The sequence below is a fragment of the Streptomyces sp. NPDC002935 genome (genome assembly GCF_040611295.1).
GTDB lineage: Bacteria > Actinomycetota > Actinomycetes > Streptomycetales > Streptomycetaceae > Streptomyces.
Genome location: NZ_JBEXNW010000007.1, coordinates 64,410 through 81,528, shown reverse-complemented (window position 1 = coordinate 81,528; position 17,119 = coordinate 64,410). Strand labels below are relative to the sequence as shown.

16 protein-coding genes are annotated in these 17,119 nt (G+C 72.2%); 13 read left to right on the top strand and 3 right to left on the bottom strand.

Going from position 1 to position 17,119, the window contains the following annotated elements:
- Positions 1–40: 40 nt before the first annotated feature.
- Complete coding sequence (locus ABZX90_RS11535) at positions 41–1,111, top strand: ATP-dependent DNA ligase (protein ID WP_351119224.1); 1,071 nt, start codon at positions 41–43, stop codon at positions 1,109–1,111.
- A 177-nt stretch (positions 1,112–1,288) separates the two neighbouring features.
- On the top strand, positions 1,289–2,257 hold the full coding sequence (locus ABZX90_RS11530; RefSeq protein WP_351119385.1) for a DUF3048 domain-containing protein: 969 nt from the start codon (positions 1,289–1,291) through the stop codon (positions 2,255–2,257).
- A gap of 30 nt (positions 2,258–2,287) precedes the next feature.
- On the opposite strand, the gene ABZX90_RS11525 is transcribed toward ABZX90_RS11530, so the two are convergent.
- Complete coding sequence (locus tag ABZX90_RS11525) at positions 2,288–2,752, bottom strand: MarR family transcriptional regulator (protein ID WP_355203772.1); 465 nt, start codon at positions 2,750–2,752, stop codon at positions 2,288–2,290.
- 245 nt (positions 2,753–2,997) lie between these two features.
- Between ABZX90_RS11525 and ABZX90_RS11520 the strand changes: the two genes are divergently transcribed.
- From ABZX90_RS11520 to pcaD, 7 genes are read left to right on the top strand one after another with little or no spacing between them, the layout of a single operon-like run.
- Complete coding sequence (locus ABZX90_RS11520; RefSeq protein WP_355203769.1) at positions 2,998–3,780, top strand: CoA transferase subunit A; 783 nt, start codon at positions 2,998–3,000, stop codon at positions 3,778–3,780.
- Positions 3,780–4,427, top strand: a complete 648-nt coding sequence (locus ABZX90_RS11515; RefSeq protein WP_355203766.1) for a CoA transferase subunit B — start codon at positions 3,780–3,782, stop codon at positions 4,425–4,427. Before ABZX90_RS11520 ends, ABZX90_RS11515 begins: the two co-directional genes overlap by 1 nt.
- A complete protein-coding gene (locus ABZX90_RS11510) occupies positions 4,424–5,626 on the top strand; it encodes a thiolase family protein (protein WP_355203763.1) in 1,203 nt (400 codons plus the stop codon). The genes ABZX90_RS11515 and ABZX90_RS11510 overlap by 4 nt, the downstream gene beginning before the upstream one ends.
- A 10-nt stretch (positions 5,627–5,636) precedes the next feature.
- A complete protein-coding gene (gene pcaH / locus ABZX90_RS11505) occupies positions 5,637–6,407 on the top strand; it encodes a protocatechuate 3,4-dioxygenase subunit beta (protein WP_355203760.1) in 771 nt (256 codons plus the stop codon).
- A 2-nt stretch (positions 6,408–6,409) separates the two neighbouring features.
- Positions 6,410–6,973: a protocatechuate 3,4-dioxygenase subunit alpha gene (gene pcaG / locus ABZX90_RS11500; RefSeq protein WP_355203757.1), complete on the top strand. Its 564-nt coding sequence runs from the start codon at positions 6,410–6,412 to the stop codon at positions 6,971–6,973.
- Positions 6,970–8,319, top strand: coding sequence for a 3-carboxy-cis,cis-muconate cycloisomerase (pcaB, locus tag ABZX90_RS11495; protein WP_355203754.1), 1,350 nt, complete (start codon positions 6,970–6,972; stop codon positions 8,317–8,319). The genes pcaG and pcaB overlap by 4 nt, the downstream gene beginning before the upstream one ends.
- Positions 8,316–9,512, top strand: a complete 1,197-nt coding sequence (pcaD, locus tag ABZX90_RS11490; RefSeq protein ID WP_355203751.1) for a 3-oxoadipate enol-lactonase — start codon at positions 8,316–8,318, stop codon at positions 9,510–9,512. The genes pcaB and pcaD overlap by 4 nt, the downstream gene beginning before the upstream one ends.
- A gap of 98 nt (positions 9,513–9,610) precedes the next feature.
- Here pcaD and ABZX90_RS11485 read toward each other — a convergent pair whose 3' ends face one another.
- A complete protein-coding gene (locus ABZX90_RS11485) occupies positions 9,611–12,277 on the bottom strand; it encodes an AAA family ATPase (RefSeq protein WP_355203748.1) in 2,667 nt (888 codons plus the stop codon).
- Between the two features lie 258 nt (positions 12,278–12,535).
- Between ABZX90_RS11485 and ABZX90_RS11480 the strand changes: the two genes are divergently transcribed.
- Entirely contained in the window at positions 12,536–12,733 is a 198-nt protein-coding gene (locus ABZX90_RS11480; RefSeq protein ID WP_355203745.1) for a hypothetical protein, read from the top strand.
- A gap of 328 nt (positions 12,734–13,061) precedes the next feature.
- Complete coding sequence (locus ABZX90_RS11475) at positions 13,062–14,066, top strand: DUF2510 domain-containing protein (protein WP_355203742.1); 1,005 nt, start codon at positions 13,062–13,064, stop codon at positions 14,064–14,066.
- Between the two features lie 149 nt (positions 14,067–14,215).
- Here ABZX90_RS11475 and ABZX90_RS11470 read toward each other — a convergent pair whose 3' ends face one another.
- Positions 14,216–14,833 (bottom strand): TetR/AcrR family transcriptional regulator, encoded by a 618-nt coding sequence (locus tag ABZX90_RS11470; RefSeq protein ID WP_351119211.1) that lies wholly within the window; start codon positions 14,831–14,833, stop codon positions 14,216–14,218.
- 262 nt (positions 14,834–15,095) lie between these two features.
- Here ABZX90_RS11470 and ABZX90_RS11465 point away from each other — a divergent pair, with 262 nt between their 5' ends.
- Positions 15,096–16,004, top strand: a complete 909-nt coding sequence (locus ABZX90_RS11465) for a phosphatase PAP2 family protein (protein ID WP_355203739.1) — start codon at positions 15,096–15,098, stop codon at positions 16,002–16,004.
- On the top strand, positions 16,001–16,957 hold the full coding sequence (locus ABZX90_RS11460) for a hypothetical protein (RefSeq protein WP_351119209.1): 957 nt from the start codon (positions 16,001–16,003) through the stop codon (positions 16,955–16,957). Before ABZX90_RS11465 ends, ABZX90_RS11460 begins: the two co-directional genes overlap by 4 nt.
- The last annotated feature ends 162 nt before the right edge of the window (positions 16,958–17,119 follow it).

The window sequence follows — 17,119 nt, the reverse complement described above, 5'->3', positions numbered from 1 at the left end:
ACACCGGGCGGATGCCCGCGCCGCCGCGCAGAATCGGAGCATGGACCTGCCGGTGATGCCACCCGTGAAGCCGATGCTCGCCAAGTCCGTGGTGAAGATCCCGCCGGACATGCACTACGAGGCGAAGTGGGACGGCTTCCGGGCCATCGTGTTCCGCGACGGTGCCGAGGTGGAGATCGGCAGCCGCACCGGCAAGCCGCTGACCAGGTATTTCCCCGAGCTCGTCGAGGCGCTGCGGGAGCGGTTGCCGGAGCGCTGCGTGATGGACGGGGAGATCGTGATCGCCAGGGAGGGGCGGCTCGACTTCGACGCGCTCACGGAGCGGATCCACCCGGCGGACTCACGGGTGCGGATGCTGGCCGAGAAGACCCCTGCCTCGTTCGTGGCCTTCGACCTGCTGGCGCTGGCCGACGAGTCACTGCTCGACGTTCCGCTGGGCGACCGGCGGGCGCTGCTGGTGACAGCGCTGTCCGGGGTGACGGCTCCGGTGCACGTGGCGCCGGCGACCACGGACCGCGCGGTGGCGCAACGGTGGTTCGAGCAGTACGAGGGGGCGGGGCTCGACGGGGTGATGGCGAAGCCGCTGACGCTGCCGTATCTGCGGGACGAGCGGGCCATGTACAAGATCAAGCACGAGCGGACGGCCGATGTCGTCGTCGCCGGTTACCGCTTCCACAAGAGCGGGCCGGTCGTCGGGTCGCTGCTGCTCGGCCTGTTCGACGCCGGGGGCACGCTCCAGCACGTGGGCGTGAGCGCCGCGTTCACGATGAAGCGGCGCGCGGAGCTGGTGGAGGAGCTGGAGCCCTTGCGGCTGGAGGACGCCGCGGAGCATCCGTGGGCGGCGTGGGCGCAGGAGTCGGCGCACGAGACGGCGCGGTTGCCGGGCGCGCCCAGCAGATGGTCGGCGAAGAAGGACCTGTCCTGGATCCCGATCAGGCCCGAGTGGGTGGCCGAGGTGGCGTACGACCACATGGAGAACGGCGTACGGTTCCGCCACACCGCCCGCTTCCGCCGCTGGCGCCCCGACCGCACCGCCGAGAGCTGCACGTACGACCAGCTCGACGAGCCGGTCGGCTACGACCTCGCTGAGATCCTCGGGCCGCAGGGCTGACTCGTGGGAAGCGGAGCGGCCTCGTCCACGGTTCCGTTCCGCCCTGCCCGGATCATGGCGCTGAGCCGATCAGCTCAGTCGACGCGCGCAATCAGAAACGATCGGGTATGGCCACCGATGAACTGATGAGCGCACAATCGATGGCACGGGACAGGTGGCACGGTGGGCATGCGAGAGATGGTGCGGATGCGGCGCGGCGCATGGGCGGCGGCGCTGCTGGCCGTCACGATGGCGGGCTCCCTGATGACGGGCTGCACCGCGGGGGACGGATCGGGCGGCCGAGCGACCGACGACGGCCGGGCCCCGAGCGACAGCGGGAGCGGCAGGTCGAACGTCGGCTCGGTGCTCGCGGTGAAGATCGACAATGCGCCCGCGGCCCGCCCCCAGACCGGGCTCGACGCGGCGGACGTGGTGTACGCGGAACAGGTCGAGGGCGGTCTGAGCCGGCTGATGGCGGTCTTCGCGAGCACGTTGCCGAAAGCGATCGGACCCGTGCGCAGTGCCCGCGAGTCGGATCTGGAGCTGCTGAGACAGTTCGACGAGCCGACGCTCGCCTTCTCCGGGGCCCAGCGCAAGCTGCTGCCGCTGATCGACGACGCTCCGCTGCACGCCCAGCTCCCGGGGAACGTGTCCGGCGCCTGGTACCGGGGGTCGGGCAAGGCCGCGCCGCACAATCTGTATCTGCGCCCCCAGCAACTGGTGGACTCCGCGCCGGGCGACGCCGCGCTGACCACGGGATTCCGCTTCGGCGCGGCCCCCGAGGGCGGCACCCCCGAGGCCTCCCGCACGGTGCGCTTCCCGTCGGCCCGCTTCACCTTCACCTGGTCCGCCGAGCGGAAGCGCTGGCTGGTGGCCATGGACGGCACGCCGACGGTGACGACCGACGGCGCCTCGGTGGCTCCGGCGACGGTGGTCGTTCAGCACGTCAAGGTGCGCAGGTCCCGGTACCACGACGTCCTCGGCAACAACTCGCCGTACACGGAGTCGGTGGGTTCGGGCACTGCGCAGGTGCTGCGCGACGGCCGTGCCTTCGACGCGCACTGGACGCGGTCCGGAGCGGAGGACGGCACGCGGTTCACGACGACGGACGGCGCGCCGATGAACTTCGCCCGGGGCCAGGTGTGGGTGGTCTTCGCCAAGGAGTGAGGACGGCGACCCGATCTCGCCGGGCAGCCTCTAGCGCTGCGCGCCGAGGGGTTCCGCCGGGTTGCGGAGCCCCTCGGCGGCGTCGGAGACGCGCTGGATGAGGTCGAAGAAGAGGGTCTGTTCCCCGGCGGAGAGCGGGGCCAGGAAGACCTGGTTCATGCGCGCGGTGCGCACGGTCAGTTTGCGGTGGGTGCGCAGCCCGTCGTCCGTGAGGCGCAGCAGGAAGCGCCGTCCGTCCTGCGGATCGCGCACCTTGTCCAGCAGGGCGCGGCGTCCGAGCCGGCTGATGACCTCCGCGATCGTGGAGCGGTCGAGGCCGACCCGCTCCCCCACCGTGCGCTGGTCCAGGCCGGGCTCGGCGACGAGCGCGTTCAGGACCGCGAACTGGGGCGAGGTGATCTCCTCGGAGACCATCGTGTTCCACAGCAGGTAGTGCGCCTGCTGCAGTCGCCGGGCCAGGTGCCCCGGGTGGGTGGAGAGGTCCACCGCGGCCATGTGCGCTCCTCGGGTCCGGTACGCCCGTGCGACCGCGTCGCATCAAGGTCGTATTCATTGGTGCACTGAACGATACCCGCCCTCACCCTCGACTGTCCCGCCCGCGACCTCGCTTCGAATCGGGTGCTCATCAGGGGTCTTGACGGACCGGAGTCCGGGTGGCAGCGTGTTGCAAACCTCGCAGAATTAATCAGTGCCCTGATTAATTCAGATGCTGGACACTCGGTAGAGATGAGGCTTCACGGATGGACAAGGTGGTCGCCAACGCGCTGGAGGCGGTGGCCGATGTACCGGACGGCGCGACAGTCGCGGTCGGTGGATTCGGCCTCAGCGGTGTACCGAACGTGCTGATCGAGGCTCTCCATGAGCGTGGCGTCCAGGGGCTCGGGGTGGTCTCCAACAACTGCGGCGCCATGGACTCCGGGCTCGCGGTCCTGCTCGCCGCCGGGCGCATCGCCCGTGTCACCGGCTCGTACATCGGCGCGAACAAGGAGTTCGCCCGGCAGTACCTGGCCGGCGAACTGGAGGTCGAGATGATCCCGCAGGGCACGCTGGCCGAGCGGCTGCGCGCGGGCGGCGCCGGGATCCCCGCCTTCTACACACCCGCCGGGGTCGGCACACAGGTCGCCGAGGGCGGACTGCCGTGGCGGTACGACGGCCACGGGGGCGTCACGCTGGCCTCCCCGCCGAAGGAGGTGCGCGAGTTCGACGGCACCCCCTACGTGCTGGAGCACGGCATCCGCACCGACTTCGCCCTGGTCCGGGCCGCGAAGGGCGACCGGCACGGCAACCTCGTCTTCAACAAGTCCTCCCGGAACTTCAACCCGCTCGCCGCGATGGCCGGCCGGGTGACGATCGCCGAGGTGGAGGAACTCGTGGAGCCGGGCGGGATCGATCCGGACGCGGTGCATCTGCCCGGCATCTTCGTACAGCGCGTCGTGGCCCTGACGCCCGAGCAGGCGAACGCCAAGATGATCGAGAAGCGGACGGTCTCGGCGTCCGCGGCGGACGGAACGGTGAGCGAGTAATGGCCTGGAGCAGGGAAGAGATGGCCGCCCGCGCCGCGCGCGAGCTGGCGGACGGCCAGTACGTGAACCTCGGCATCGGCCTGCCGACGCTGATCCCCAACCACCTCCCCGCGGGCGTCGAGGTGGTCCTGGAGTCGGAGAACGGCATCCTGGGCACCGGCCCCTACCCGGCCGAGGACCAGGTCGACCCCGACCTGATCAACGCCGGCAAGGAGACCGTCACGGTCCTGCCGGGGGCCTCATACTTCGACTCCGCGCTGTCGTTCGGGATGATCCGCGGCGGGCACATCGACGTCGCCGTGCTCGGCGCGATGCAGGTCTCGGCCGGCGGAAACCTCGCCAACTGGGCCGTCCCCGGCAAGATGGTCACCGGCATCGGCGGCGCGATGGACCTCGTCCACGGGGCCCGTACGGTCATCGTCGTGATGACCCACACCGCCAAGGACGGCTCGCCCAAGATCCTCCGGGAGTGCGAGCTGCCGCTCACCGGGAAGGCGTGCGTGAACCGGATCATCACCGACCTCGGCGTTCTCGACGTCACCGCCGAGGGTCTGCTGCTGGTGGAGACGGCGCCGGGTGTCACGGTGGAGGAGATCACGGCGAAGACCGCCGCCGAGGTCCGTGTCGCAGAGGAGATCCAGTCGTGAAGGACGTCTACATCGTCGATGCCGTCCGGACGCCGGTCGGCAAGTACGGCGGCTCGCTGGCCGCTGTCCGCCCGGACGACCTGGCGGCCCACGCCATCCGTGAACTCCTCGCCCGGACCCCGGACCTGGACCCGTCACGGATCGAGGACGTCTACTTCGGCAACGCCAACGGCGCGGGCGAGGAGAACCGGAACGTGGGCAGGATGGCCGCCCTCCTCGCCGGGCTGCCCACGTCCGTGCCGGGCGTGACCGTCAACCGGCTGTGCGCCTCCGGGCTCGAAGCCGTCATCCAGGCGGCGCGTGCCATCGCCCTCGGCGACGCCTCGATCGCCCTGGCCGGCGGGGTCGAGTCGATGACCCGCGCCCCCTACGTCCTCCCGAAGAGCGACCGGCCCTTCCCCGCCGGGCACGCCGAGCTGTACTCCACGACCCTCGGCTGGCGCATGGTCAATCCGCGGATGGACCCGCAGTGGACGATCCCGCTCGGCGAATCCGCCGAACTCATCGCCGACAAGCACAAGATCACGCGTGAGCAGCAGGACGGGTTCGCCCTCGCCAGTCACCACAAAGCGGCCCGGGCGCGGGCGGAGGGCCTGTTCGACGCCGAGGTCGCCCCGCTGTCCCTCCCCCGGCGCAAGGGCGACCCGGTCGTGTTCGGCGATGACGAGTGCGTACGCGCCGACGCGTCCCTCGATGCCATGGCCCGGCTGAAGCCGTCCTTCCGCACGGAAGGGGGCACCGTGACCGCCGGCAACGCCTCGCCCCTCAACGACGGCGCCGCCGCCCTGCTGCTGGTCGACGAGGAGGGTCTCGGGGCCACCGGCCGCGAACCCCTCGCCCGGGTCTCCGCGACCGGAGTGTCCGCGATCGACCCGCGGTACTTCGGGCTCGCCCCCGTTCAGGCCGTGAACCGCGCCCTCGCCAAAGCGGGGAAGGGATTTGACGATCTGTCGACTCTGGAGCTGAACGAGGCCTTCGCCGCCCAGGTCCTCGGATGCCTCGCCGAATGGCCCGAGTTCGACCCCGAGATCCTCAACCCCCAGGGCGGCGCCATCGCCCTCGGACACCCCCTCGGCGCCTCCGGTGCCCGGCTCGCCGGCACCGTCGCCCACCAACTCGCCCGCAAGGGCCGCGGAATTGGTGTCGCCACCCTCTGCATCGGCGTGGGCCAGGGCCTCGCCCTCGTCCTCGAACGCTAGGAAGTCGACCATGGCTCTCACTCAGTCGGACATCGACGTCGAGATCAAGGATCTCCAGGACGCCTACGCCAAGGCGGTCGCCGGCGGCGCGCCCGTGCGACACCACCCCGCCCGCGACTACCCCCCGTACCGCAGCTCCCGGCTCCGTCACCCGAAGCAGCCACTGGTCGCCGTGAGCGGCGGCGACCCGGAGACGGTGGAACTGTCGGGACCGGTCTTCGGCGTCACCGACATCACCGAGATCGACAACGACCTCACCCTGCAGCACCGGGGCGAGCCGATCGGGGAGCGGATGACCGTCTCGGGCCGACTGCTCGACCGCGACGGCCGTCCGGTGCGCGGCCAGCTCATCGAGATCTGGCAGGCCAACGCCGCGGGGCGGTACGCCCATCTGCGCGAACAGCACCCGGCACCGCTCGACCCCAACTTCACCGGCGTGGGCCGCACTCTGACGGACGATCAGGGACGCTACGCCTTCACCACGATCAAGCCGGGACCGTACCCGTGGGGCAACCACACCAACGCGTGGCGGCCCGCGCACATCCACTTCTCGGTCTTCGGCACGGCGTTCACGCAGCGGCTGGTGACCCAGATGTACTTCCCGAGCGACCCGCTCTTCCGCTACGACCCGATCCTGCGGTCCGTGACGGACGAAGCGGCCCGCGACCGTCTGATCGCCGCCTACCACCACGATCTCTCGCGGCCCGAGTTCTCCCTGGGCTACGCGTGGGACATCGTCCTCGACGGTCCCTCCGCCACCTGGATCGAGGAAGGACGTTGAGCATGACCGAGCGGCCGCTCCCCACCCCCTCCCACACCATCGGCCCCTTCTACGGCCACGCGCTGCCCTTCCCGGGCGGCGGCGAGATCGCACCCCTGGGCCACCCGGACACGATCACCCTGCACGGCCATGTGCTCGACGGCGCGGGCACACCGATCCCCGACGCACTGCTGGAGTTCTGGCAGGCCGCGCCCGACGGCTCCCTGACGGGCACCCCCGGCTCCCTGCGCCGCGACCCGTCGACGGGCGGCTTTCTCGGCCGCAACGGCGTCGACTTCACGGGCTTCGGCCGCGTCGCCACCGACGCCGACGGGCACTACGCGCTGCGCACCCTGCCGCCGGGGAACGCCGGGCAGCCGTACATCAGCGTGTGCGTGTTCGCACGTGGCCTCACGCACCACCTGTTCACCCGCGCCTATCTGGCCGACGGCACGGACCCGCTGCTCGACGCGCTGCCCGCCGAGCGGCGCGCCACGCTGATCGCGGCCGAGGGCGCGAACCGGACGTACCGTTTCGACATCCGTCTTCAGGGCGAAGGCGAAACGGTCTTCCTGGAGTTCCAGTGACAGCTGCCGACCCCGTCACGTCCGACGCCGGCCTGCTCGCTCCCGGCTCGGCGGGTTCCCCGGCGTCGGCCGCGACGAGCGACACCGCGTATCTGCGGGCCCTGCTCGACGCGGAGGCCGCGCTGACCCGGGCCCAGGCGTCGCTGGGGCTGGTCCCGGCCGAGGCCGCGGCGGCGGTGTCCTCGGCGGCCGAGGCGGCGGACTTCGACGTCGCGTCGATCGCGCTGCGCGCCCGGGGCGGCGGCAACCCGGTGATCCCGCTGGTCGCGGACCTGACGGCCGCAGTCGCCGCGGAGTTCGGCCCGTACGTCCACCGGGGCGCGACGAGCCAGGACATCCTGGACTCGGCCACCATGCTCGTCGCGGCCCGCACCCTGGACCTGGTCCTGGTCGACCTGGACCGCACCGGACGAGCCCTGGCCCGACTGGCGGAGCAGCACCGGGACACCGTGCTGCCGGGCCGTACGCTCACCCAGCACGCGGTGCCGACGACCTTCGGACTGAAGGCGGCGGGGTGGCGGTCACTGGTGCTCGACGCCAGGGACCGGGTGCACGCCGTGCGATCCACCCTGCCCGCCCAACTCGGCGGCGCGGCAGGCACCTTGGCCGCCTTCACCGCCTTCGGCGCGGACGACACCCGGGCCCTGACCGCCGCGTACGCCCGTGAACTGGGCCTGGCCGAGCCCGTGTTGCCCTGGCACACACTGCGCACACCGATCGCGGACCTGGCCGGAGCGCTGGCGTTCACGGCCGGCGCACTGGGCAAGACGGCCGCCGACGTGCTCACCCTGTCCCGCACGGAGATCGCCGAGCTGGCCGAGGGTTCCGGCGGTGGTTCGTCCGCGATGCCGCACAAGGCGAACCCGGTGCGGGCCACCCTCGTGGCCGCCGCGGCCCGGCGCGCGCCCCTGCTCGCGGCCACGCTGTACGGCTCGCTGGCGGCCGAGGACGAGCGGCCGGCCGGGGCCTGGCACGCCGAGTGGGAACCCCTGCGCGATCTGCTCCGCCTGGTCGGCGGGGCGGCCCGGGACGCGGCCGAACTGACGGAGGGACTACGGGTGAACGCGGACGCCATGCGCGAACACCTCGACCTCACCCATGGGTTGATCGTCTCCGAACGGCTCGCCGCCGAACTCTCCCCGGTTCTCGGCCGGGCACGCGCCAAGGAACTGCTGACGCGAGCCGCCGGGCGGGCCGTCACCGAGCGGCGGCCCCTCGCGGACATGCTCGGGGAGGAGCCCGACCTGAAGGATCTGCCGGGCGTCGACCTCGCGGACCTCACCGATCCCATGTGCTACACGGGCTCCGCCGGAGTCCTCACCGACCGTGCTCTGGAGCGACGTTGACCGTGAAACTGCTCAACCACCGCACCGAGGGATCGGCCACCGCTCCCCCGCTGCTCCTCGGACCCTCGCTCGGGACGTCGTACGCCCTGTGGGACAAGGTCGCGCCCGAACTGTCCGTCACCCACCGGGTGGTGCGCTGGGACCTTCCCGGGCACGGCGGCTCACCGGCCGGCCTGATCGGGCCGGGGGCGACGGTCGCCGACCTGGCCGCGCTGGTGCTGGAACTGGCCGACTCGCTGGGCATCGAGCGGTGCTCGTACGCCGGTGTGTCGCTGGGCGGCGCGGTGGGGCTGCATCTGGCGGTCCACCACCCGGAACGGCTCTCGTCGCTCGCCGTCATCTGTTCCTCGGCCCACTTCAACGGGTCGAAGCCGTGGGAGGAGCGGGCCGAGCTGGTGCGCCGCGAAGGCCTCGCGCCGATCGCCGCGACCGCCGACACCCGGTGGTTCACCGCCGGTTTCACCGTTCCGGAGCTGGTCGAGGACCTCCGGGGCGCCGACGCGGAGGCGTACGCGGCCTGCTGTGACGCCCTGGCCGCGTTCGACATCCGGGACCGGCTGGCGTCGATCACCGTACCGACGCTGCTGATCGCCGGGCGCGAGGACCCCGCGACGCCGCCCGCGCATCTGCGGGAGATCGCGGACGCGGTGCAGGGCGCGGCGCTCGTCGAGATCCCGGGGGCCTCGCACCTGGCGCCCGCCCAGTGTCCGGAGGCCGTGCTGACGGCCCTGCGGGCGCACCTCTCGGCGGGAGGCGCCCGGCGCGGCATGGAGGTGCGCCGTCAGGTTCTCGGTGACGAGCACGTGGACCGTGCGCAGGCGCGCCAGAGCCCGTTCACGGCCCGCTTCCAGGACTTCATCTCGCGCTACGCCTGGGGCGAGATCTGGACCGACACGACGCTGACGCGCCGCGAACGCAGCATGATCACACTGACGGCGCTGGTGGCGCACGGCCACTACGACGAGCTGGCGATGCATGTCCGCGCGGCGCGGCGCAACGGGCTCACGCCCGAGGAGATCGGCGCGGTGCTGTTGCAGACAGCGGTCTACTGCGGTGTCCCGGCCGCCAATTCGGCGTTCGCGGTGGCCCAGCGGATACTGGCGGAAGAGATCACTGACAACCGCAACAACCCTGACAACCCTGACAACCCTGACAACCCAGCGGGCACGGAGGGCGACTCCCCCTCGGGCTGACCCCGAGGGGCACGGGAGAGGGACCGCGTCAGTGGCTCCCGGGCCGGCCCGCGCAGGCTGGTGCCGCGGCCGCCGCCCGGCCGGGAGGCCGCGGCGGGCTACAGACCGGCCAGCGCCAGCTCCGCTTTCGTCACCAGCCCGTCCGCGCCGCTGCTACGGGCAAGTGTCAGTCCCTTGTTGAGTTCCGTCACGGAGCGGGACACGATGCCGTACTCGATGCGGGCCGCCGCGTGTTCGTACTGGCAGGGAGAGGCTTCCAGATAGGTGACCGCCTGGGCTGCCAGCCGGACCGCCCGCTGGCCGGTCTCGAGGGCCGCGGCGCAGCGGAGCGCTTCGCCGATCGCCGTGTCGGTGCCGAACCGTTCGGCCTGACGACGGGCGTCACTCGCCAGGGCGGCGGCGCGTGACGGATCCTCGGTGGCGAGCGCCTTGGCGAGATCGACGGCCCAGGGCGCGAGCACGGTGTTGTGATGACCGCGGGCGCCGGCGGCCTTCTCCGCCGCCTCCAGTTCGTTGACGGCCTCCTTCGTGCGGCCGAGGGTCAGCAGCAGGCGGCCGCGCACGGAGCGGGTGTCGGGAAGAACGATCGTGGAGGGGTACGGAGGTGCGAAGCCGTAGCGCTCCGCGATGTCCGCGGCCTCCTGGACGTGCCCGCGGGCCAGCAGGGTGTCGATGAGCCCGCAGGTCGCCGACCAGTACAGGGGCAGCCCGCGTCCGACGCGCTCCGCGAGGCGCAGCGATTCGCGCTGGTAGTGCTCCGCGTCGGCGAGGCGGCCCCGTCTGCGGTGGGCGAGTCCGAGGTAGGCGTTGGCCAGGGAGAGATGGCCGCCGCTCCAGCCCGCCTTCACATAGGCGTGCAGGGCCTCATTGAACAGACTCTCGGCCCGGTCGAGCCGGTCGGCGTAGGCGTACGCGCTGCCCAGCATGAGGAGGAGTTCGACGCCCCACTCGGTGTCGGTCCAGCCGAGTCCGGGAGCCAGGCGGCCGTTGACGAGGGCGCGGTCGCAGAGTTCCACGACCTCCTCGGCGTTCTCGCCGCGGGTCATCGCGTCGAAGCCGCGCAGTATGAGGAGCGCGCGCTCGGAGTTGTCACGCCCGGTACAGGTCGTGACGAGTTCCGCGAGGCCGCTGGAGTGTCCCGAGCGTTCCTCGCCCGCGTGGATGCCCTCCCACATGTAGTGCACGGCTTGGAGCCGCATCCGGGCCGGTCCCGGCTCGAGCCGTTCCAGCTCCTCGTCGACCGTACGGACGGCTTCGTCGAGCTGGTTGTTGTGGAGCAGGGCCTGGGAGAGCCGGAAGACGGCGTCCACGCGCATGGTGTCTTCGAGGCCGGGCCGTTCTAGCGCGGCACGCAGATGGCCGATGGTCGTGGACGGCGCGGTCAGGAGCGTGGCACAGCCCAACTCGTAGAGCACGCGCGCGTGCACCTCGGGAAGCGGTGGTTCCTTCAGCGCGCGCTCCAGGCAGCGCCGGGCGGCGTCGGGGGCGCCGACGGCGAGGTGTTCGCGGGCGGCCTCGCGCATCTGGTCGACGAGCTCGGGATCGTCGTCCGGATGCACCTCGAGGAGGTGGCGGGAGGCAGCGGCCGCACCGCGTCCGGACTCGGTGACCGCCCAGGCGGCCTGACCGTGCATCGCCGTGCGCAGGGCGTCCGGGATCGAGCGGTAGACCGCCGTCGCGATCAGCGGGTGCACGAACTCCAGGTCGCCGTCCGGCCCGTGGCCGCTCGCGGGCCCGGCCGTGGTCAGGATGCGGGCCGCGCCCAGGAGTTCGGCACAGCGGTTGGCCTCGTCGTCCGGCATTCCCGCGAGTTGGGCGGCGAGGTCGAGGGAGATCCCGGTGCCGAGGATGGCGGCCGCCCAGGCGAACCGGGTGGCGTCGATGCCGAGTCCTTCGAGGCGGGCGACGAGTCCGCGGCCTCGGGCCGAGCGGTTCAGGTCGCGCAGCTCGGCGGCCGAGCCCTCGGTCGGATCCAGCTCGCTGTCCTGGACCTTGGCGAGCAGTTCGACTGTCTCGTACGGGTTGCCGCCGGTGACCGCCCACACCTCGCGGCAGAACGGCGCGTCGGCGTGCTCGCCGAGCGTGGCCCGGGTGAGCCCCTCGGCCGCGGCCGGGGTCAGCGCGCTCAGGGGAGAGACCGGACGGGCCCCGGCGGCCACGGCGTCGAGCAGCCGGGCGCTCTCGCCACTGACCCCGCCGGGCCTGCGGGCGACCACGACGAGGACGGACAGGTCGTCGAGGCGCTCGGTGAACGCGGCGAGCCAGCGCAGGGTCTCCTGGTCGGCCCAGTGCGCGTCGTCGATGAGCAGCACGAGAGGCCATTCCCGCTTGGCGAGCCGCCGCACCGCGGCGACCAGGCCGTCGCAGACGCCCTGCGGGTCGGGCTGCCGGTCACCCGGTTCAGCTATACCGAGGGCGGGGCCGGCGATGTCGTACCAGTCGCCCAGGTACTCGCGCGCCTCCTCCGGGAGCAGCGAGACGAGGGCGGGCTGGAGCAACTGCCGTACGACGTTGAAGGGGACGGACGTGACGGTCTCGCCGCCGCGTGCCGACCACACCGCACAGCCGTTGCTCTCCGCGATCCGGCGCGCCTCGGCGAGGAGAGCGGTCTTGCCGAGCCCCGCCTCGCCGCTGACCGTCAGCAGGCTGCCCGAGGTCGCGGAGTCCGCGCGCAGCGCGGCGATCGCCTCCTCGAAGGTTGCGATCTCCTCATCGCGCTCCCACAGGGAAGCCGAGGCGACCGCTCCGGGCCGTACCTCCGTCATCCCGCTACCTCCCCAGGTCGCCCAAACGACGTAACTGCAATGAGCCTAGCCTCCCGGAAGCCACAGTGGACGTGGGACCGGGCAGCAGTTGCCGAGACGAGTGACGGTGACGGCGCGGAGGCGACGCCCCCGGTCGTCCACCAGCCCCCGTGAAAGTTATGGGCCGTCAAAAGTGCACAACCCAAAGGCAACTGTCACCATCAGTCCCCCTGTGTGCCGGGACGGTCCGGCTCACCGCACGCCCCGGGAGTAACCGGCATGAGCGCCCCCGCGCACGACTCCGACCTGCGCGCCCTCCGGTCCGGGCCCTCCCGCGGGGCCCCGCTCGCCGGCTCCGCGGGCGACTTCGTCGAGCGGTACGAGTTCGGCGTCCGCGGCTGTTTCGCCGCGATCGTCGCGGCCCGTTCCTTCACGCCGGAGGGCGGCGGCGAGGCCGAGACGCCGCTGACGACATAGGCGTCCTTCGCACTCGCGTTCTTCATCCGTCCGGTAGGGCCCGCGCTGATCGGCGACCGCGTCGGACGGCCGCCACGCCGGACGGCGGCCGGTCCTGATCACGGTCATTGTCCAGAGGTCGGCTACGGCCACGCTGATCGGTGACCTGCCGACGTACGCCACCCGTCGGCCCCCGGGCCGTCTCCCCTTCCGGGGGAGCCCCTGGCAGCCCCGGCGGGCTTCGGGCAAGCCCTGTCGCCCTCTCCTGGGATCCGCGCGGCAGGTCCCGGAACGGCTTCAGGGGGAACCCTCTCATCCGCCTTTCACCCTGGGCTCATACGGTGGACCCATGACGCAGGTGACTCCCCCCGGCTGGTATCCCGATCCCGGGCAGACAAGTGACGCTCCCGCCACCGAGCGCTGGTGGGACGGTAAGGCATGGACGGACCAGACCCGCCCCGTCGGGCCGGCCGCCGCATGGGGTCCCCCGGCGCACCCGCCGGCCGTCGGACCGTATCCGGCGCTCGCCCCGGGTGGCCCGCGGCGCGGGCTGCGCATGGGCATAGCGGTCGCCGCGGCGATCGCCGTCCTCGCGGGCATCGGCGGCGTTGTGTACGCGCTGACCAAGGACGACGGCGGAGGCGGCAGCGCGGCCTCCCAGGGCCCCGGCGGGTCGAACGGCCAGGGCGGGCCGGGCGGACCCGGCGGGGGGCAGGACGGCTCGGGCGGTCCGAGCGGTGCTCCGGGGGACTCCGGCGGCTCCGGTGGGTTCGGCGGGCAGACGCCGGCGCCCGGCGAGTCGGGTCAGCCGCAGACCGAGGACGGCTACGCCACGGACCCCTACAACGGCATCAGCATCCCGGTACCGGACGGCTGGACCGGCCAGAGCGGCACGGGCAGCGCGGTGGTCTCCACCAAGGACACCTACCCGTGCCCCGGCGACACCTCGCAGAAGTGTCAGCGCGGCGGCGCCTACTCGGCCCCGGCGAAGGCACAGGGAATCAAGTCCACGACGGCGGAGGCGGCGGCCAAGGAGGACATCGCCAAGAACGCCACCGAGTCGTACGGCAAGGGCTACGGCTCGATCACCTCGCACAAGCAGCTCGCCTCGAAGGCGGTCACGGTGGCCGGCGAGAAGGGCTATCTGGTCCGCTGGAAGGTGGCGACGAGCAAGGGCGACGACGGGTACGTCGAATCGCTCGTCTTCCCGTCCCCCGCCGACTCCACCTCGCTCGTCGTCGTCCGCTTCGGCGTCGACATCAGCTCCAAGGCTCCCGAGCAGTCGATGATCGACACGATCACCAAGGGCATCAAGGTGGCGGGCGGGACCGGCGGCAACGGGCAGAACGTCTGACGGCTGTCGTTCGACATGGATCGGCCGGGTGGGGCTCCCCTCCGCTCAAGGGGAACCCCACCCGGCCGGTGGGTGCGCGCCGCCCCCGTCCCCACGGTGCGGCGCATTACAGGTCGACGTCCGTCATCCCGCGGACGGCGGCCTGAGTCTCAGGTGAGGCCGAGCGTCGGCAGCACGACCGCCTCCACGAACCGTGTGAGATACGCCGCGTCCGCGTACTGGCCGTCCAGGAGAGGACGGACCCGCAGGACGCCGAGCATCTGCGCCGGAATGAACTCCAGAGCCGGGTGGTCGGCGGCGACCTCGCCGCGCTCGACGCCACGGCTGATCATCTGCCGCAGCTCGGCGACCTCGGGTTCGACGAGCGCGTCGCGGAGCGCCTGCTGGAGCTCCTTGTCCTGCATCACGGCGTTGCCGAGGCCCTGCAGCAGCTGCGTACTGTCCCGGGCCGACCACTCGCCCGCGGCCCTGGCCGCCGCCCGCAGGTCCCCGGCGAGCGAGCCGGTGTCGATCCCCGTGAACCGCGGACAGCGGTTGTTGCGCAGCGCGGCGGCCACGAACTGCGGCTTCGTCCTCCACTGACGGTAGAGCGTGGACTTGCTGCACCGCGTGCTCGCGGCGACGCCCTCCATCGTGAGCGCTTCGTAGCCGCACTCCCGGATCTGCTCCAGCACGGCGTCGTAGAACTCCTGCTCACGCTCGGGCGTGATCTTGGAGCGGCGCGAGGCGACGACCGTCTCCGGTCCGTCCGCGGCCTGCGACGTCATGGCGCTTCTCCTCGCTGATCCGGCTGCTGTCGGTGCGGTCTTGCACCCACTCTAATCGATACGTCAGTGTACCGGTACGCCTCCGTATCGGTACACTCCCGTATCGGTACACCGCCGTATCGGTACACTCCCGTATCGGTACACTGCCGTATCGATGAGCCTCGGACAGGATCCACTCCTCCCGCACACGGAGGTCGAGTGGATCCTGTCCTGGGCTCACCGCGCACCACCTCACACCAGACCGTCAGCAAGGGGGCCGGGGATGGATTCCCGAACCGAGCCTGCAGATTCCGCATCCGAGTCCGCATCAGAACCGGAGCCGCCCGACGCGGCCATACCCGCGGCCGCGTCACGCGACGCGGCCGCGAGGGCGCACCCGCGTCAGGGACCCCACGACACCGCGGTGCGGCCACCGCTCCTGCGGGAGCTGCTGCTCGTCGTCGGCCTCTTCGTCGTCTACAAGGCCGGGCGCCTGCTGGCCACCGGCCACACCGACGAGGCCTTCGCCGACGCGCACCGCGTGTGGGACTGGGAACGCTTCCTGCACCTGCCTGGCGAGGGCGCCGTCCAGACCACGCTGCTGCACAGTGACGCACTCGTGCACATCGCGAACACGTACTACGCGGCTGTCCACTTCCCGGCCACCGCGGCCTTCCTGGTCTGGCTCTATCTGCGGCGCCCCGCGCACTATGTGTGGGCCCGCCGGGTCCTGGCCCTGGTCACCGCCGCCGCCCTGGTCGGGCACCTCACCTTCCCGCTCGCACCGCCGCGGCTCCTCGGCGAGGCGGGTCTCGTCGACACCGGGCAGGTGTACGGGCCCACGGTGTACGGGGCGCACCCGGCGACCGACGCGATGGCGAACCAGTTCGCGGCGATGCCGTCGCTGCACTTCGGCTGGGCGCTGATGGTCGCGATCGGCCTGATCGCGGCGACCCGGTCGCGCCTGCGGCTGCTGTGGCTGCTGCATCCGCTGCTCACCCTGGTGGTGATCGTCGGCACCGCGAACCACTACTGGCTCGACGCGATCGTCGCGACCGCGCTGCTCTGCATCGCCCTCGCCGTGGTCCCCCCGCCGCGCCGGACGGCGACGACCGCGGGGCGGCGCCCGGAGCGCGAGCGCGCCGACTTCCCCGTACGGGAACTGCCCGAGCTCGTGGGAGCGGGGCGATGAACCCGACCCTCGCCGCCGTCGTCCTGTCCCTCTTCTCCGCCGTCGCGTACGCGGCCGCGGCCGTCGCCCAGGAGCGGCTCGCCGCCCGGTCGGCCGGCGCGGGCACGCTGCGCCTGCTGGCCACCAGCTCCTGGTGGTGGTCGGTGACACTGAACGCCTCGGCCGCACTGCTGCACGTCGCGGCTCTCAAGTACGGGACGCTCACACTCGTCCAGCCGCTCGGGGCGCTCACGCTCGTGGCGGCGGTGCCGCTGGGCGCGCGGGTCGCCGGACGGCGGGTCAGCGCGGTCGAGTGGCGCGGTACGGCGCTCACGCTCATCGGCCTCGCCGCGCTGCTCGTCACGGCGTCCGGGCCCGCGCCCGACGAAGTGCTCAGCCTGCCGCAGGCGTTGGCCGTCGCCGGTACGACCGCCGTGGTCATCGGCGCTCTGGCGCGTGGCGCGCGGCCGGGCCTTCGGCACGCGACGGCCTCCGGGTTCGCCTCGGGTGTGGCTTCGGCTCTCACCCAGACGGTGACGGTGGCCGCGACCGACCGTTCGGACGCGCCGCTGAGCGCCCAAGTGGTCGTGGTGGCACTGCTCGTGGCGGTCTTCGCGGCCGGCGGACTGCTGCTGTCGCAGACCGCGTATCAGGGCGGACTCGGTGCTCCGCTGGCCGTCGTGACCCTCGCCAACCCGCTGGCCGCGGCGGTGATCGGGCTGTCCCTGCTCGGCGAACGCCTCCAGGGCGGGGCGGCGGGCATCCTGCTCGCGCTCACCGGGGCGTCGATCGCCGGATGGGGCGTGGTGACGCTGTCCCGCTCGGCGCCCGAACCGGCCGCGGCTCCGACGGACGTCCTGGTGGACGACGAGCACCCGGTCGCCGCGGTGCTGGCGCTGGAGCCGAGATCGGCGTCGTACGAACGCTCGCTGCTGCCCCAGCCGCCCAACTCGGGCCACCTCACGTCCCTGTAGGAACAGGCTCGGGTCATTGCGAGGAGCGGGCAGACTCACGTGACCGCGGGGAACGGGCGCGAGCGGCGGATTCCGGGACACAGACGTGAAGGGGGGGTTGGGGGGGGGGCCCCAACCCCCATCCGCCCAAACCGGGGGTCAGCCCCCCCCCCCGGGGTCCAG

Bases quoted from the DNA above. Each gene is read 5' to 3' on its own strand.
- ABZX90_RS11520 (WP_355203769.1), top strand. From the start codon at position 2,998: ATGGACAAGGTGGTCGCCAACGCGCTGGAGGCGGTGGCCGATGTACCG.
- pcaH (WP_355203760.1), top strand. From the start codon at position 5,637: ATGGCTCTCACTCAGTCGGACATCGACGTCGAGATCAAGGATCTCCAG.
- ABZX90_RS11525 (WP_355203772.1), bottom strand. From the start codon at position 2,752: ATGGCCGCGGTGGACCTCTCCACCCACCCGGGGCACCTGGCCCGGCGA.
- ABZX90_RS11535 (WP_351119224.1), top strand. From the start codon at position 41: ATGGACCTGCCGGTGATGCCACCCGTGAAGCCGATGCTCGCCAAGTCC.
- pcaG (WP_355203757.1), top strand. From the start codon at position 6,410: ATGACCGAGCGGCCGCTCCCCACCCCCTCCCACACCATCGGCCCCTTC.
- ABZX90_RS11485 (WP_355203748.1), bottom strand. From the start codon at position 12,277: ATGACGGAGGTACGGCCCGGAGCGGTCGCCTCGGCTTCCCTGTGGGAG.
- ABZX90_RS11470 (WP_351119211.1), bottom strand. From the start codon at position 14,833: ATGACGTCGCAGGCCGCGGACGGACCGGAGACGGTCGTCGCCTCGCGC.
- ABZX90_RS11465 (WP_355203739.1), top strand. From the start codon at position 15,096: ATGGATTCCCGAACCGAGCCTGCAGATTCCGCATCCGAGTCCGCATCA.
- ABZX90_RS11475 (WP_355203742.1), top strand. From the start codon at position 13,062: ATGACGCAGGTGACTCCCCCCGGCTGGTATCCCGATCCCGGGCAGACA.
- ABZX90_RS11515 (WP_355203766.1), top strand. From the start codon at position 3,780: ATGGCCTGGAGCAGGGAAGAGATGGCCGCCCGCGCCGCGCGCGAGCTG.
- ABZX90_RS11480 (WP_355203745.1), top strand. From the start codon at position 12,536: ATGAGCGCCCCCGCGCACGACTCCGACCTGCGCGCCCTCCGGTCCGGG.
- ABZX90_RS11530 (WP_351119385.1), top strand. From the start codon at position 1,289: ATGGTGCGGATGCGGCGCGGCGCATGGGCGGCGGCGCTGCTGGCCGTC.
- ABZX90_RS11460 (WP_351119209.1), top strand. From the start codon at position 16,001: ATGAACCCGACCCTCGCCGCCGTCGTCCTGTCCCTCTTCTCCGCCGTC.